At 55.9% G+C, this 14,198-nt stretch carries 13 protein-coding genes and 1 other annotated feature; of the genes, 11 read left to right on the top strand and 2 right to left on the bottom strand.

All coding sequences use genetic code 11. The features are described 5' to 3' along the window. Window positions 1-5: 5 nt before the first annotated feature. On the bottom strand, window positions 6-146 hold the full coding sequence (gene rpmH, locus CWM54_RS26235; protein WP_000831330.1) for a 50S ribosomal protein L34: 141 nt from the start codon (window positions 144-146) through the stop codon (window positions 6-8). A 621-nt stretch (window positions 147-767) separates the two neighbouring features. Here rpmH and dnaA point away from each other — a divergent pair. The 8 genes from dnaA (at window position 768) to CWM54_RS26195 (ending at window position 11,618) form a co-directional block, all read left to right on the top strand. Further along, entirely contained in the window at window positions 768-2,171 is a 1,404-nt protein-coding gene (gene dnaA, locus CWM54_RS26230) for a chromosomal replication initiator protein DnaA (RefSeq protein ID WP_012540254.1), read from the top strand. A 4-nt stretch (window positions 2,172-2,175) separates the two neighbouring features. Further along, the gene (gene dnaN, locus CWM54_RS26225) at window positions 2,176-3,276 is read left to right on the top strand and encodes a DNA polymerase III subunit beta (RefSeq protein ID WP_008806743.1); all 1,101 of its coding nucleotides are present in this window, start codon (window positions 2,176-2,178) and stop codon (window positions 3,274-3,276) included. Window positions 3,277-3,422: 146 nt separating this feature from the next. Beyond that, window positions 3,423-4,496 (top strand): DNA replication/repair protein RecF, encoded by a 1,074-nt coding sequence (gene recF / locus CWM54_RS26220; RefSeq protein ID WP_061152881.1) that lies wholly within the window; start codon window positions 3,423-3,425, stop codon window positions 4,494-4,496. 28 nt (window positions 4,497-4,524) lie between these two features. Beyond that, a complete protein-coding gene (gyrB, locus tag CWM54_RS26215) occupies window positions 4,525-6,939 on the top strand; it encodes a DNA topoisomerase (ATP-hydrolyzing) subunit B (RefSeq protein ID WP_100699072.1) in 2,415 nt (804 codons plus the stop codon). 200 nt (window positions 6,940-7,139) lie between these two features. Then, on the top strand, window positions 7,140-7,952 hold the full coding sequence (yidA, locus tag CWM54_RS26210) for a sugar-phosphatase (protein ID WP_008806746.1): 813 nt from the start codon (window positions 7,140-7,142) through the stop codon (window positions 7,950-7,952). A 149-nt stretch (window positions 7,953-8,101) separates the two neighbouring features. Then, window positions 8,102-9,184: a hypothetical protein gene (locus tag CWM54_RS26205; protein ID WP_100699070.1), complete on the top strand. Its 1,083-nt coding sequence runs from the start codon at window positions 8,102-8,104 to the stop codon at window positions 9,182-9,184. Further along, window positions 9,181-10,314, top strand: a complete 1,134-nt coding sequence (locus CWM54_RS26200; protein WP_100699068.1) for a BamA/TamA family outer membrane protein — start codon at window positions 9,181-9,183, stop codon at window positions 10,312-10,314. Before CWM54_RS26205 ends, CWM54_RS26200 begins: the two co-directional genes overlap by 4 nt. Window positions 10,315-10,391: 77 nt before the next feature. After that, entirely contained in the window at window positions 10,392-11,618 is a 1,227-nt protein-coding gene (locus tag CWM54_RS26195) for a DUF3748 domain-containing protein (protein WP_100699066.1), read from the top strand. A 1-nt stretch (window position 11,619) separates the two neighbouring features. Here CWM54_RS26195 and CWM54_RS26190 read toward each other — a convergent pair whose 3' ends face one another. Then, a complete protein-coding gene (locus tag CWM54_RS26190) occupies window positions 11,620-11,952 on the bottom strand; it encodes a YceK/YidQ family lipoprotein (RefSeq protein ID WP_061152886.1) in 333 nt (110 codons plus the stop codon). Between the two features lie 245 nt (window positions 11,953-12,197). Next, window positions 12,198-12,273, top strand: a sequence feature (ROSE (Repression Of Heat Shock gene Expression) occurs in the 5'-region of heat shock genes and acts as an RNA thermometer to modulate expression.). Between CWM54_RS26190 and ibpA the strand changes: the two genes are divergently transcribed. The 3 genes from ibpA to dinD all read left to right on the top strand — a co-directional run bounded on the left by ibpA (window position 12,267) and on the right by dinD (window position 14,186). Further along, window positions 12,267-12,680, top strand: coding sequence for a small heat shock chaperone IbpA (ibpA, locus tag CWM54_RS26185; RefSeq protein ID WP_004151523.1), 414 nt, complete (start codon window positions 12,267-12,269; stop codon window positions 12,678-12,680). (Overlaps the previous feature by 7 nt.) 116 nt (window positions 12,681-12,796) lie before the next feature. After that, complete coding sequence (ibpB, locus tag CWM54_RS26180) at window positions 12,797-13,225, top strand: small heat shock chaperone IbpB (RefSeq protein WP_100699064.1); 429 nt, start codon at window positions 12,797-12,799, stop codon at window positions 13,223-13,225. A 136-nt stretch (window positions 13,226-13,361) separates the two neighbouring features. Continuing rightward, complete coding sequence (gene dinD / locus CWM54_RS26175; protein WP_100699062.1) at window positions 13,362-14,186, top strand: DNA damage-inducible protein D; 825 nt, start codon at window positions 13,362-13,364, stop codon at window positions 14,184-14,186. Window positions 14,187-14,198: the final 12 nt, after the last annotated feature.

Here is a 14,198-nt window from a genome sequence, read left to right as displayed (position 1 = left end):
CTTTATTACTTGGAAACGGTCAGACGAGCGCGGCCTTTAGCACGACGACGTGCCAGAACCTGACGACCATTTTTAGTAGCCATACGAGCACGGAAGCCGTGAGAACGGTTGCGCTTCAGTACAGACGGTTGAAAAGTGCGTTTCATGGCGATTTCTACCTAAACTTGAATAAATTCACTGACTTTTGCGTAGACCCGAACGAACTTCGAACGACTTACGCCTCAGCGTGGGTGATTAAAGAGGCCGGATTGTAATAATTGTACACTCCGGAGTCAATTCTCTTTCCTTATTTCTCGCACCTTGTCGCACAAAAAATAAGCTGAGACGAGTGACGAAAACGGGCATTACGCGCCGGGTGGGGGATTATACGGCCTGGCCAGTAAAGCGCAAGGATCCGGAAGGATCTTTGTTAGATCGTTTCCGCCCAAAACCAGCATAGCTCATTAATTTTTCCAATATGCGGCGGAAATCGTGCTTCACTCTCCCCAGGATCGATTACACTTACCCGGTTTCGATCCTTCCTGTGGATAAATCGGGAAGAATCTGTTGAGAAACACAAGATCTCTTTCTCAGTTTAGGCTATGATCCCCGGTCCCGATCGCGATCCCCGGATCCGCAACGGGTAATAACCGCAGATAGCGGTTCGCACGTCACCCCTTTAGTGCAGGGGCTTTTCGGCTAATGCAGGGTCTTGTCGACGTGTGCCAACAATCACGATTGTTTCTGTTTTTCTTTGATATCGATTTTATGTTCGAGTGGAGTCCGCCGTGTCACTTTCGCTTTGGCAGCAGTGTCTTGCCCGATTGCAGGATGAGTTACCAGCCACAGAATTCAGCATGTGGATCCGCCCATTGCAGGCGGAACTGAGCGATAACACGCTGGCACTGTATGCGCCAAACCGTTTTGTGCTCGACTGGGTAAGGGACAAATACCTCAATAATATCAATGGACTCCTCAATGATTTTTGCGGTGCTGATGCCCCGCAGCTGCGTTTTGAGGTGGGCGCTAAGCCAGCCAGCTCGCTGCAGAAAGGAGCGGTAAGCCCGGCTGCGGCGGCCATCCCGGCAGCGCAGGTGCAGACCGCGCGCGTGGCGCCGACGATCGTGCGCCCTGGCTGGGATAATGTTCCGGCACCGGCGGAGCCGACCTACCGCTCTAACGTTAACGTGAAACACACGTTTGATAACTTCGTCGAAGGTAAATCTAACCAGTTGGCCCGCGCGGCGGCGCGTCAGGTGGCGGATAACCCGGGCGGGGCCTACAACCCGCTGTTCCTTTATGGCGGCACCGGTCTGGGGAAAACCCACCTGTTGCACGCGGTGGGTAACGGCATTGTGGCGCGTAAGCCGAACGCGAAAGTGGTCTATATGCACTCCGAGCGTTTCGTCCAGGACATGGTCAAAGCGCTGCAAAACAACGCCATCGAAGAGTTTAAACGCTACTACCGATCCGTTGACGCCCTGCTGATCGATGACATTCAGTTCTTTGCTAATAAAGAGCGATCCCAGGAAGAGTTTTTCCACACCTTCAATGCCCTGCTGGAAGGTAATCAGCAGATCATCCTGACCTCGGATCGTTATCCAAAAGAGATCAATGGCGTTGAAGATCGTCTGAAATCCCGCTTCGGCTGGGGCCTGACGGTGGCGATCGAGCCGCCGGAGCTGGAAACCCGCGTCGCGATCCTGATGAAAAAAGCCGATGAAAACGACATTCGCCTGCCGGGCGAAGTGGCGTTCTTTATTGCCAAGCGCCTGCGCTCAAACGTGCGTGAGCTGGAGGGGGCGCTGAACCGCGTTATCGCCAATGCCAACTTCACCGGCCGGGCGATCACCATCGATTTCGTGCGCGAAGCGCTGCGCGATCTGCTGGCGCTGCAGGAAAAACTGGTCACCATCGACAATATTCAAAAGACGGTGGCGGAGTACTACAAGATTAAGGTAGCGGATCTGCTGTCCAAGCGCCGCTCCCGTTCGGTGGCGCGTCCTCGCCAGATGGCGATGGCGCTGGCCAAAGAGCTGACCAACCACAGCCTGCCGGAAATCGGCGATGCGTTTGGCGGCCGAGACCATACCACCGTGCTGCACGCCTGCCGCAAGATTGAGCAGCTGCGTGAAGAAAGCCACGACATTAAAGAAGATTTTTCCAATTTAATCAGAACATTATCCTCGTGACGCTATGAAATTTACCGTAGAACGTGAACATTTATTAAAACCGCTGCAACAGGTGAGCGGTCCGTTAGGTGGTCGTCCGACGCTGCCCATTCTCGGTAACCTGCTGCTTCAGGTCGCGGACGGCGCGCTGTCGCTGACCGGTACCGATCTTGAAATGGAGATGGTGGCGCGCGTGGCGCTGGTTCAGCCGCACGAAGCGGGCGCAACGACCGTTCCGGCGCGTAAATTCTTTGATATCTGCCGCGGCCTGCCGGAAGGCGCGGAGATCGCGGTTCAGCTGGAAGGCGATCGGATGCTGGTGCGTTCCGGCCGCAGTCGCTTCTCGCTGTCGACGCTGCCTGCTGCCGATTTCCCGAATCTGGATGACTGGCAGAGCGAAGTGGAATTTACCCTGCCGCAGGCGACCATGAAGCGTCTGATCGAAGCCACTCAGTTCTCGATGGCGCACCAGGATGTTCGTTACTACTTAAACGGTATGCTGTTTGAAACCGAAGGTAGCGAACTGCGCACGGTGGCCACCGATGGTCACCGCCTGGCGGTCTGTTCGATGCCGCTGGAAGCGTCGCTGCCGAACCATTCGGTGATCGTGCCGCGTAAAGGGGTGATTGAGTTGATGCGGATGCTCGACGGCGGCGATACCCCGCTGCGCGTGCAGATTGGCAGCAACAATATCCGCGCTCACGTGGGCGATTTTATCTTTACGTCGAAGCTGGTTGATGGCCGTTTCCCGGATTATCGCCGCGTATTGCCGAAAAATCCGGATAAACATCTCGATGCTGGCTGTGACATTCTCAAGCAGGCCTTCGCCCGCGCGGCAATCCTCTCGAACGAGAAATTCCGCGGCGTGCGGCTGTACGTCAGTGAAAACCAGCTGAAAATCACCGCCAATAACCCGGAGCAGGAAGAGGCGGAAGAGATTCTGGATGTGACCTACGCCGGAACGGAGATGGAGATTGGCTTCAACGTTAGCTACGTGCTGGATGTGCTCAATGCGCTGAAGTGCGAGAATGTGCGCATTCTGCTGACGGATTCGGTGTCGAGCGTGCAGATTGAGGATGCGGCTTCACAATCCGCAGCCTATGTCGTCATGCCTATGAGATTGTAGTGGAAAATATCGGGCTATCTTACTTGCCATTTTCAACCTGGGCTGTGCTCGCCCCTGTCACGTACTTCGTGTACGCTCCAGGGTCTGCGCGCAGTCCGCGTTGAAACTGGCTGCGCCGATAACGCCCTGGCCCAAAGAACGCTGATATGTCACTGACGCGCTTGCTCATCAAAGACTTCCGCAATATTGAAAATGCGGATCTCGCTTTATCTCCTGGCTTTAACTTCCTGGTTGGCGCGAACGGCAGCGGCAAAACCAGCGTGCTGGAAGCTATCTATACGCTCGGTCATGGCCGGGCGTTTCGTAGTTTGCAAATTGGCCGGGTGATCCGCCACGAGCAGGAGGCTTTTGTCCTGCACGGCCGCCTGCAGGGCGAAGAGCGGGAAACCGCCATCGGCCTGACCAAAGACAAACAGGGTGACAGCAAGGTGCGCATCGACGGCACCGACGGCCACAAGGTGGCGGAGCTGGCGCACCTGATGCCGATGCAGCTGATTACGCCGGAGGGGTTTACTTTACTCAACGGCGGCCCCAAATACAGAAGAGCATTCCTCGATTGGGGATGTTTTCATAACGAAGCCGGATTCTTCACCGCCTGGAGCAACCTGAAGCGCCTGGTCAAGCAGCGCAACGCCGCGCTGCGTCAGGTCAGCCGCTATGCCCAGCTGCGACCGTGGGATCTGGAACTCATCCCGCTGGCGGAACAAATCAGCCGCTGGCGTGCCGAATACAGCGCCGCTATCGTCGAAGACATGGCGGATACTTGTCAGCAATTTTTACCGGAATTCACGCTCTCTTTCTCTTTCCAGCGCGGCTGGGAAAAAGAGGCCGACTACGCGGAGGTGCTGGAGCGGAATTTCGAGCGTGACAGAATGTTAACCTACACCGCCCACGGCCCGCATAAAGCGGATTTCCGCATTCGCGCCGACGGGGCGCCGGTGGAAGACACCTTGTCGCGCGGGCAGCTTAAGCTGCTGATGTGCGCCCTGCGTCTGGCGCAAGGTGAGTTCCTCACCCGCGTCAGCGGGCGGCGCTGCCTGTACCTGATAGATGATTTTGCCTCGGAACTTGATGATGCCCGCCGCGGTTTGTTATCCAGCCGCCTGAAAGCGACGCAGTCGCAGGTTTTCGTCAGCGCCATCAGCGCTGAACACGTTATGGACATGTCGGACAAAAATTCGAAGATGTTCCGCGTGGAAAAAGGTAAAATAACGGATTAACCCAAGATTAAATGAGCGAGAAACGTTGATGTCGAATTCTTATGACTCCTCCAGTATCAAAGTCCTGAAAGGGCTGGATGCGGTGCGTAAGCGCCCGGGTATGTATATCGGCGACACGGATGACGGCACCGGTCTGCACCACATGGTATTCGAGGTTGTGGATAACGCTATCGACGAAGCGCTCGCGGGTTACTGCAAAGATATCGTTGTGACCATCCACAGCGATAACTCCGTCTCCGTACAGGATGACGGTCGCGGCATCCCAACCGGCATTCACCCGGAAGAGGGCGTCTCCGCAGCGGAAGTTATCATGACCGTCCTGCACGCCGGCGGTAAGTTCGATGATAACTCCTATAAAGTTTCCGGCGGTCTGCACGGCGTAGGCGTCTCGGTGGTTAACGCCCTGTCGCAGAAGCTGGAGCTGGTTATCCAGCGCGATAACAAAGTCCACAAACAGATTTATGTGCACGGTGTACCGCAGGCGCCGCTGGCGGTGACTGGCGAGACCGATAAAACCGGCACCATGGTGCGTTTCTGGCCGAGCCATGAAACCTTCACCAACGTCACTGAATTCGAATATGAGATCCTGGCGAAACGTCTGCGCGAGCTGTCGTTCCTGAACTCCGGGGTTTCAATCCGCCTGCGCGATAAGCGCGACGGCAAAGAAGACCATTTCCACTACGAAGGCGGCATTAAGGCGTTTGTTGAGTATCTCAACAAGAACAAAACGCCGATCCACCCGAATATCTTCTATTTCTCCACCGAAAAAGACGGTATTGGCGTGGAAGTGGCGCTGCAGTGGAACGACGGTTTCCAGGAAAACATCTACTGCTTTACCAACAACATTCCGCAGCGCGACGGCGGTACTCACCTGGCGGGCTTCCGCGCGGCGATGACCCGTACCCTCAATGCCTACATGGATAAAGAGGGCTACAGCAAAAAAGCGAAAGTCAGCGCCACCGGCGACGACGCGCGTGAAGGCCTGATCGCTGTGGTATCCGTGAAAGTGCCGGATCCGAAATTCTCCTCGCAGACCAAAGACAAGCTGGTCTCTTCCGAGGTGAAATCGGCGGTAGAACAGCAGATGAACGAACTGCTGAGCGAATACCTGCTGGAAAACCCGTCCGATGCCAAAATCGTGGTCGGCAAAATTATCGACGCCGCGCGCGCCCGCGAAGCTGCGCGTCGCGCCCGTGAGATGACCCGTCGTAAAGGCGCACTGGATCTGGCAGGCCTGCCGGGCAAACTGGCGGATTGCCAGGAACGCGACCCGGCGCTGTCTGAACTGTACCTGGTGGAAGGGGACTCCGCGGGCGGCTCTGCGAAACAGGGTCGTAACCGTAAGAACCAGGCGATCCTGCCGTTGAAGGGTAAAATCCTCAACGTTGAGAAAGCCCGCTTCGATAAAATGCTCTCTTCCCAGGAAGTGGCGACGCTGATCACCGCCCTCGGCTGCGGCATCGGTCGCGATGAGTACAACCCGGATAAACTGCGCTATCACAGCATCATCATCATGACCGATGCGGATGTCGACGGCTCGCACATTCGTACCCTGCTGTTGACCTTCTTCTACCGTCAGATGCCAGAGATCGTCGAGCGCGGCCATGTCTACATTGCCCAGCCGCCGCTGTACAAAGTGAAGAAAGGCAAGCAGGAACAGTACATTAAAGACGACGAAGCGATGGATCAGTATCAGATCGCTATCGCTCTCGACGGTGCGACCCTGCATACCAACGCCAATGCGCCGGCGCTGTCGGGCGAGTCGCTGGAAAAACTGGTTGCCGAGTTTAACGCCACCCAGAAAATGATTGGTCGTATGGAGCGCCGTTTCCCGAAATCGATGCTGAAAGAGCTTATCTATCAGCCGACCCTGACTGAGGCCGATCTGGCTGACGAGCAGAAGGTGACCCGCTGGGTGAACACCCTGGTCTCCGAGCTGAATGAGAAAGAGCAGCACGGCAGCCAGTGGAAATTTGATGTCCGTGAGAACACCGAGTTGCAGCAGTTTGAACCGATTATCCGCGTCCGTACCCACGGGGTGGATACCGACTATCCGCTGGATAACGAGTTCGTCATGGGGCCGGAATATCGCCGTATCTGTACCCTGGGTGAGAAACTGCGTGGCCTGATGGAAGAAGATGCGTTCATCGAGCGCGGCGAACGCCGTCAGCCGGTAGCCAGCTTCGAGCAGGCCCTCGACTGGCTGGTGAAAGAGTCCCGTCGCGGTCTCTCTATCCAGCGCTATAAAGGTCTGGGCGAGATGAACCCGGATCAGCTGTGGGAAACCACCATGGATCCGGACAGCCGCCGCATGCTGCGCGTAACCGTTAAGGATGCGATCGCCGCCGACCAGCTGTTCACCACCCTGATGGGCGATGCCGTTGAGCCGCGTCGCGCCTTTATCGAAGAGAACGCCCTGAAAGCGGCGAATATCGATATTTAAGTCGCGTGTTTCCCGGTAACGAGTTTTTCCGGGGCAACAGGATGTGTAAGCCCGGTCGCATTGCGTGACCGGGCTTTTTTTTGCTGCTAAAAGGGGATTCTTAGTCCCCGCTTCCATCCCCCTTTCTGCCCGACACTTTTACTGTTTTTTGAGCGGAATCGCGTTAGCATGAGGGAAGACTCATCTTACCCGGGGATCCTATGGCTATTAAACTGATTGCAATCGATATGGACGGCACTCTGCTGCTGCCAGACCATACCATCTCTCCTGCGGTGAAAGCCGCCATCGCCGCGGCGCGCGAGCGGGGTGTCAACGTGGTGCTGACTACCGGCCGCCCTTACGCCGGTGTCCACAGCTATCTGAAAGAGCTGCATATGGAACAGCCGGGTGATTACTGCATTACTTACAATGGCGCGCTGGTACAGAAGGCCGGTGACGGCAGTACCGTCGCACAAACCGCGCTGAGCTATGACGACTATCGCTTCCTCGAGCAACTCTCCCGCGAGGTCGGCTCTCACTTCCACGCGCTCGATCGCAACACGCTCTACACTGCGAACCGCGATATCAGCTACTACACCGTCCACGAATCCTACGTGGCGACCATCCCGCTGGTGTTCTGTGAAGCGGAAAAGATGGACCCTGAGATCCAGCTGCTGAAGGTGATGATGATCGATGAGCCGGCGATCCTGGATAAGGCCATCGCCCGTATCCCGGCGGAAGTGAAAGAGAAGTACACCGTGCTGAAAAGTGCGCCGTACTTCCTCGAAATTCTGGATAAACGCGTCAATAAAGGCACCGGCGTGAAGTCCCTGGCCGATGCGCTGGGCATCAAGCCGGAAGAGATTATGGCGATTGGCGATCAGGAAAATGATATCGCAATGATTGAGTTTGCCGGCGTCGGCGTGGCGATGGATAACGCCATTCCCGCGGTCAAAGAAGCGGCGAACTTCATCACCAAATCTAACCTCGAAGATGGCGTCGCCTTCGCCATTGAAAAATACGTTTTAGCGTAAGCGTTCTTCAGGCCCGGCGTTGTCCGGGCCGGTCTTCTCTTTTTTCATGAACAGATGTTAATCCGCATTTAAATCCCTTATTCCGCGCAGGGGATTCTATAAGCTACCCGCCCTCTTTTTCGCAATTCATCACTAACATCATAGTTTTCATGAATATATACCACCGTTTGATGTTGGTTGCGCTGCCATTCGCCTCTGTTCAGATTTGCGTGGCCGCGGAACCAACGGCGCCGCTCGAGCCGGTATACGCCTATCACGGCGCAGAACCGGCGGATCTGCCTGCGCCGGTCAAAACCGAGACTGCAGTAGCGGAACCAACCGCGATATTGCCTTTTTTAGGCGACGAGGCCAGAAAACGCGGCTACGTCCTGCCGCTGTCGTTCGGCGTCAGCATTAACTATATGGATATGCGGCAGAATATTAATGTCGACAGCATTAACTTCACCGGTCTGTCGCTGGATGGCCGCAATATCGATTGCGGTAAGGATCCTGTCTGCAAACACGCCGTGAATAACATTTTCGCTAATGGGCCGGTCTCGCTGGATGACGCCTTCCAGATTGGCGTCGGTAATACGCGGGAAAGCAGCAAAACCGAGACGCTTAAGCTGGATGCCTGGCTGCTGCCATTTATGAACGTTTATGGCCTCGTCGGACACACCGAAGGGCATTCGATTTCGCAAATTGCCGTCGGCCTGAAGGGGCCAAACGGTAAAGTGGTGCCCATGCCGGGGATGCAGGATCTCGACTTTCGTCTCGATTTTAAAGGCACCACCTACGGGATGGGCACCACGCTGGTGGGCGGCGTTGGCAACTGGTTTACCGTGCTGGACGCCAACTACACGCAAACGCGCTTTGATATCCTCGACGGCAGTATCGACGCATTTACCTTTTCGCCGCGCGTAGGCTATCGTTTTAATACGCCATCAGTCGAGGCGCTGCATCTCCCCGCCGGAAAGCTGAACCTGTGGGTCGGCAGCATGTATCAGGACGTACAGCAGGAGTTTAAGGGCAGCCTCAACGATCTCGCGATGCCGTCGCCGATGCTGCAAAATATGGTCAATCTGGCCAATCAGGACAATAACGGCCGCTTCGATGTGAAACAGCATCTTCAGTCGCCGTGGAACGTGCTGGTGGGCGCGCAGTATGAGCTGACGAAAAACGTTAATATCACCACGGAGTTTGGCTTTGCCGAACGTAACAGTTTCTTTATTTCCGGCGAGTACCGCTTTTGAGCCGACTGTTTATCACTTTTCTGCTGCTGATGACCTGCCCGATTGGCAGCCAGGCGGAGATGCTCAGCCGCGAGAAAATCGACGACTGGCTGCAGCATCTCGGCGCCAGCGATAAGTTCGACGCCAGTAAAGGGATCGATTGGGGCGTGATGCCCGGTCCGTTCTATACGCCGGAACTGGGGCTGGGCATCGGCACCGCCGTCGTCGGCATGTATCGTCCCGATCCGCAGGATACCACCAGCCAGAATTCCACCCTGACGCTCAGCGGCTACGCCAGCTCCACCGGCGCCTTTGGCCTCAGCGTGAAAAACTACGCCTTTTTCGACAACGATCTGTGGCGCGTATTTGTTGAAGGGTCGATGGCCAATACCCCGACTTACTACTGGGGGCAGGGTTTTCACGCCGGAGATAAAGACAACGAGAAGGAAAAATATACCGCCCAGGTGCTGACCCTGCGCCCGACAATCTACCGGCAACTGATCGACAATGTCTATCTCGGTACCGGGTGGTCGCTGGCGGCGCAGAATGCCGATGAGATGGACCACGACGATTTACCGAAAATAGAAAGTACCCCACAGGGACCGTCGGTATTCAGCTCTGGCGCCAGCATCGATATCAACTGGGACGATCGCGACTTTGTCCCCAACCCGCGCCGGGGCCAGTATGCCAACTTCCGCTACACCCATTACGCCCCCGGGTTAGGCAGCGATACCCGCTTTGATGAATTTCAGCTGCACTATAGCCATTATCATGCCCTGAGCGAGAAAAGCGTGCTCGCCTGGGAGGCCGATGGTGCCTTCACCCAGGGCGATGTTCCGTGGAGCATGATGCCCCTGCTGGGCAGCGACGAGCGGATGCGAGGCTACTATCAGGGGCGCTACCGGGATAACAACGTCGTCAGCAGCCAACTGGAATACCGTCGGCAGCTCACCTGGCGGCACGGGATTGTCGCCTGGGTCGGGGCGGGAACCATGGGTCCGTCGCTGTCATCGCTGAACAATGGCCGCTGGCTGCCCACCGGCGGCGTTGGCTATCGTTTCGAGTTCAAGCCGCGGGTCAATATCCGTCTTGATTATGGCATCGGCAAAGGCAGCAGCGGGTTCTATTTACAGGTTGGGGAAGCGTTTTAAGCAGGTTGCCGGGCATTCAACCCCGTGCGGATTGCGGTATGCTAACGCCACTCTTATATCGGCCCGGTCAGCACGCCATGAAACAAGTTACCTTTGCCCCTCGCAACCACCAGCTTACCAACACCCGCACCTGGACCCCCGACAGCCAGTGGCTGGTGTTCGACGTCCGCCCGTCCGGCGCGTCGTTCACCGGCGAGACCATTGAGCGAGTGAACGTAAATAGCGGTACTGTGGAGACCATTTATCGTGCCACGCAAGGCGCGCACGTCGGCGTGGTGACTGTGCATCCCACCCAGGAGCGCTATGTGTTTATTCACGGCCCCGAGCGGCCGGATGCGCGGTGGCAGTATGATTTTCATCATCGCCGCGGAGTGGTGGCCTTTCAGGGGGCTGTCGAGAATCTGGACGCCATGGACATTACCGCCCCTTACACGCCCGGCGCGCTGCGCGGCGGCAGCCACGTCCATGTCTATAGCCCCAACGGTCAGTTCGTTAGTTTTACCTACAACGACCACGTGCTGCACGAACGCGACCCGGCGCTGGACTTACGCAATGTCGGCGTAGCGGCGCCGTATGGGCCGGTGACGCCGCAGGGGCAGCATCTGCGCGAATATAGCGGCAGCCACTGGTGCGTGCTGGTAAGCCGTACGACACCGACTCCGGTGCCAGGCAGCGATGAGATTAATCGCGCCTATGAAGAGGGGTGGGTTGGGAACCAGGCGCTGGCGTTTATTGGCGATACCCTGGCGGAAAATGGCGATAAAGTGCCTGAGCTGTTTATTGTCGATCTGCCACAGGAAGAAGCCGGCTGGAAGCAGCCTGGCGGGGCGCCGCTGGCCGGTACCGCAACCACGATGCCGGCGCCGCCGGCGGGCGTCAGTCAGCGTCGTTTGACCTTTACCCAGCATCGCCGCTATCCGGGGCTGGTGAACGTTCCGCGTCACTGGGTGCGCGCCAATCCACAGGCGACGGCGATAGCCTTTCTGATGCGCGATGACGCCGGCGTGGTGCAGCTGTGGCTTATTTCACCGCAGGGGGGCGAGCCGCGACAGTTGACGTATCACGTATCGGGTATCCAGTCGGCGTTTAACTGGCATCCAACAGGAGAATGGCTGGGCTTTGTGCTGGAGGATCGGATTGCCTGCTGCCATGCCGGCACGGGGGAGATTACCTTTTTAACCGATGTGCACGGTCATCCGCCCTCAGCAGACGCGATCGTCTTTTCGCCAGACGGGACACAGATTGCCTGGATGGAGGAGGTGGACAGTTATCGCCAGCTGTGGGTCACGCAGACCGGGCGATAACTTACTGGGCAGGCATCGACGCTGGCGGGATAACCGAGTTGGTCGCCAGCGTGGCCTTCTCACTCTTTTCAACCCGCGATTTGATTGAGCTGTCGGTACGGAACATATCCCACGGCAGCAGCAGGGTATCCATGACGGCGGTGAAGGGCATATCCAGCGCCACCAGCGATTTCACACCCCAGTTGGTGTCGCTGTCCCCCAGCGTTTGCGCACTGGATCGTGTGCCCGGATAGGTTCCCTCTTTGCCACCGGTATGTGACATTACGCTGGAGCAACCGCTCAGGCTTATTATCCCGCTGAACAGGACCAGCTTTAACAGTCGTCTGCTTTTCATTGTTCTTCCATCGTCGTTTCGGGCGTTGAGATAACCTTTCAGCGGTTATATCGGGCCAACCCGTGAATGCATAGCGTTATTGCGCCGCACTGTGGCGGGCATCGCACTTTGCTTTTTGTGCTCCTCCCCCCAGTCTAAGCAATCATTGGTAAACTGCAAAAAAATTCGCCTTCAATCCCTTGAAAAGCACGGGGAGAAACCCATTTTATAGGTGTAACCCACTGAGAATACGCCTGAGGGGTATTCCGGATTACCGCGGCCTGTCCACGATGGAAGGTCATTTGATTCTCGCTGATTTTCAGGAGCTATTTACTATGCGTAACTTCGATCTCTCCCCGCTCTATCGTTCAGCCATTGGTTTCGACCGCCTGTTCAACCTGCTGGAAAACAATCAAAGCCAGAGCAACGGCGGCTATCCTCCGTATAACGTCGAGCTGGTAGACGAAAACCACTATCGTATCGCTATCGCGGTGGCAGGCTTTGCCGAAAGCGAGCTGGAGATCACGGCCCAGGACAATCTGCTGATCGTCAAAGGCGCCCACGCCGCCGAGCAGAAGGAGCGGACCTACCTGTATCAGGGGATCGCCGAGCGTAACTTCGAGCGCAAATTCCAGCTGGCGGAAAACATTCACGTCCGCGGCGCCAACCTGGTGAACGGCCTGCTGTATATCGATCTGGAACGCGTGATCCCGGAAGCGAACAAGCCGCGCCGCATCGAAATCAACTAATTGTCCGTTTCAGGCCGCGTGGCGGCCTGATGTAACAACCTGCTCGCCGTCAGGGAGCAGATGCGAATTTACAGAATTCGCAGGTATTCACTCGCTTCATAGAAGGAGAAAACACTATGCGTAACTACGATTTATCCCCCCTGCTGCGTCAATGGATCGGTTTTGACAAACTGGCCAACGCCCTGCAAACCGCCGGTGAAAGCCAGAGCTTCCCGCCCTATAACATCGAAAAAAGCGACGATAACCACTATCGCATTACCCTTGCGCTGGCCGGTTTCCGTCAGGAAGATCTGGATATTCAACTGGAAGGCACCCGTCTGTTGGTGAAAGGCACCCCGCAGCAGCCGGAAAAAGAGACCACATGGCTGCACCAGGGGCTGGTGAGCCAGGCCTTCAGCCTGAGCTTCACCCTCGCCGACAACATGGAGGTCTCTGGCGCGACCTTCACCAATGGCCTGCTGCATATCGATCTGACCCGCAATGAGCCTGAGCAGATTGCCCCGCAGCGTATCGCCATCAGCGAACGACCAGCGCTAAATAGTTAATTAAGCGAATAACTTATAAGGCCCCGATTTTCGGGGCTTTTTTGTGTGCGAGAGCGCAATAAACTTCCTTGCTGCAACGGGTGTTTCAGTTTAAAAAATAATCATACTTTGGGACTCACTCAAACAAGGATACGTTATGAACGAACAGCAGCCATTTGAAGCGATTAGAAAGAGCGATGAGGCGGGGCGGGAGTATTGGTCTGCCCGCAACCTTGGTCCCCTGCTTGACTATAAAGAGTGGCGGAATTTTTATAAGGTCATTGCAAAAGCGATAATTTCATGTGAGGCGAGTGGTCATCCCTCGGCAGACCATTTTGTTGAAACCAACAAAATGGTCGAATTAGGTTCTGGCGCCAGCAGGAATCTTGAAGATTTCCACCTCTCACGCTACGCCTGCTATCTGGTAGTGCAAAATGGCGATCCGTCGAAACCGGTGATTGCTGCGGGGCAAACGTACTTTGCCTTGCAAACCCGGCGCCAGGAATTGCAAGATGATCAAATATTTAAGTCTCTACGAGAGGATGAAAAGCGACTGTTCCTGCGCAATGAGCTCAAAGAGCATAATAAACATCTGGTTGAAACGGCCCAACGTGCCGGTGTTGAGACGACTCTTGATTTTGCTGTCTTTCAAAACCATGGCTATAAAGGTCTCTATGGTGGTCTTGACCAAAAAGCAATCCACGAGCGTAAGGGCCTAAAGAAAAGCCAAAAAATACTCGACTATATGGGATCGACTGAGCTCGCGGCCAACCTGTTTCGTGCTACCCAAACGGAAGAAAAACTACGTCGGGATGCGGTTGCTTCGAAGCAACTCGCCAACAAAACGCATTATGACGTAGGGCAAAAAGTACGCCAGACTATTAAAGACCTGGGTGGCACTATGCCTGAAGCGCTTCCTTCCCCGGAGAAAAGTATTCAGCAACTCACTATCGCAGCGAAAAATAAGAACGCGCCTGAGTAGCGTATCTTACTC

Source organism: Klebsiella sp. D-Nf1 (assembly GCF_002810515.1).
Classification (GTDB): Bacteria; Pseudomonadota; Gammaproteobacteria; order Enterobacterales; family Enterobacteriaceae; genus Klebsiella; species Klebsiella variicola.
The sequence above is the reverse complement of the archived record's forward strand: the minus strand, read 5'-3'. Positions and strand labels throughout refer to the sequence as shown.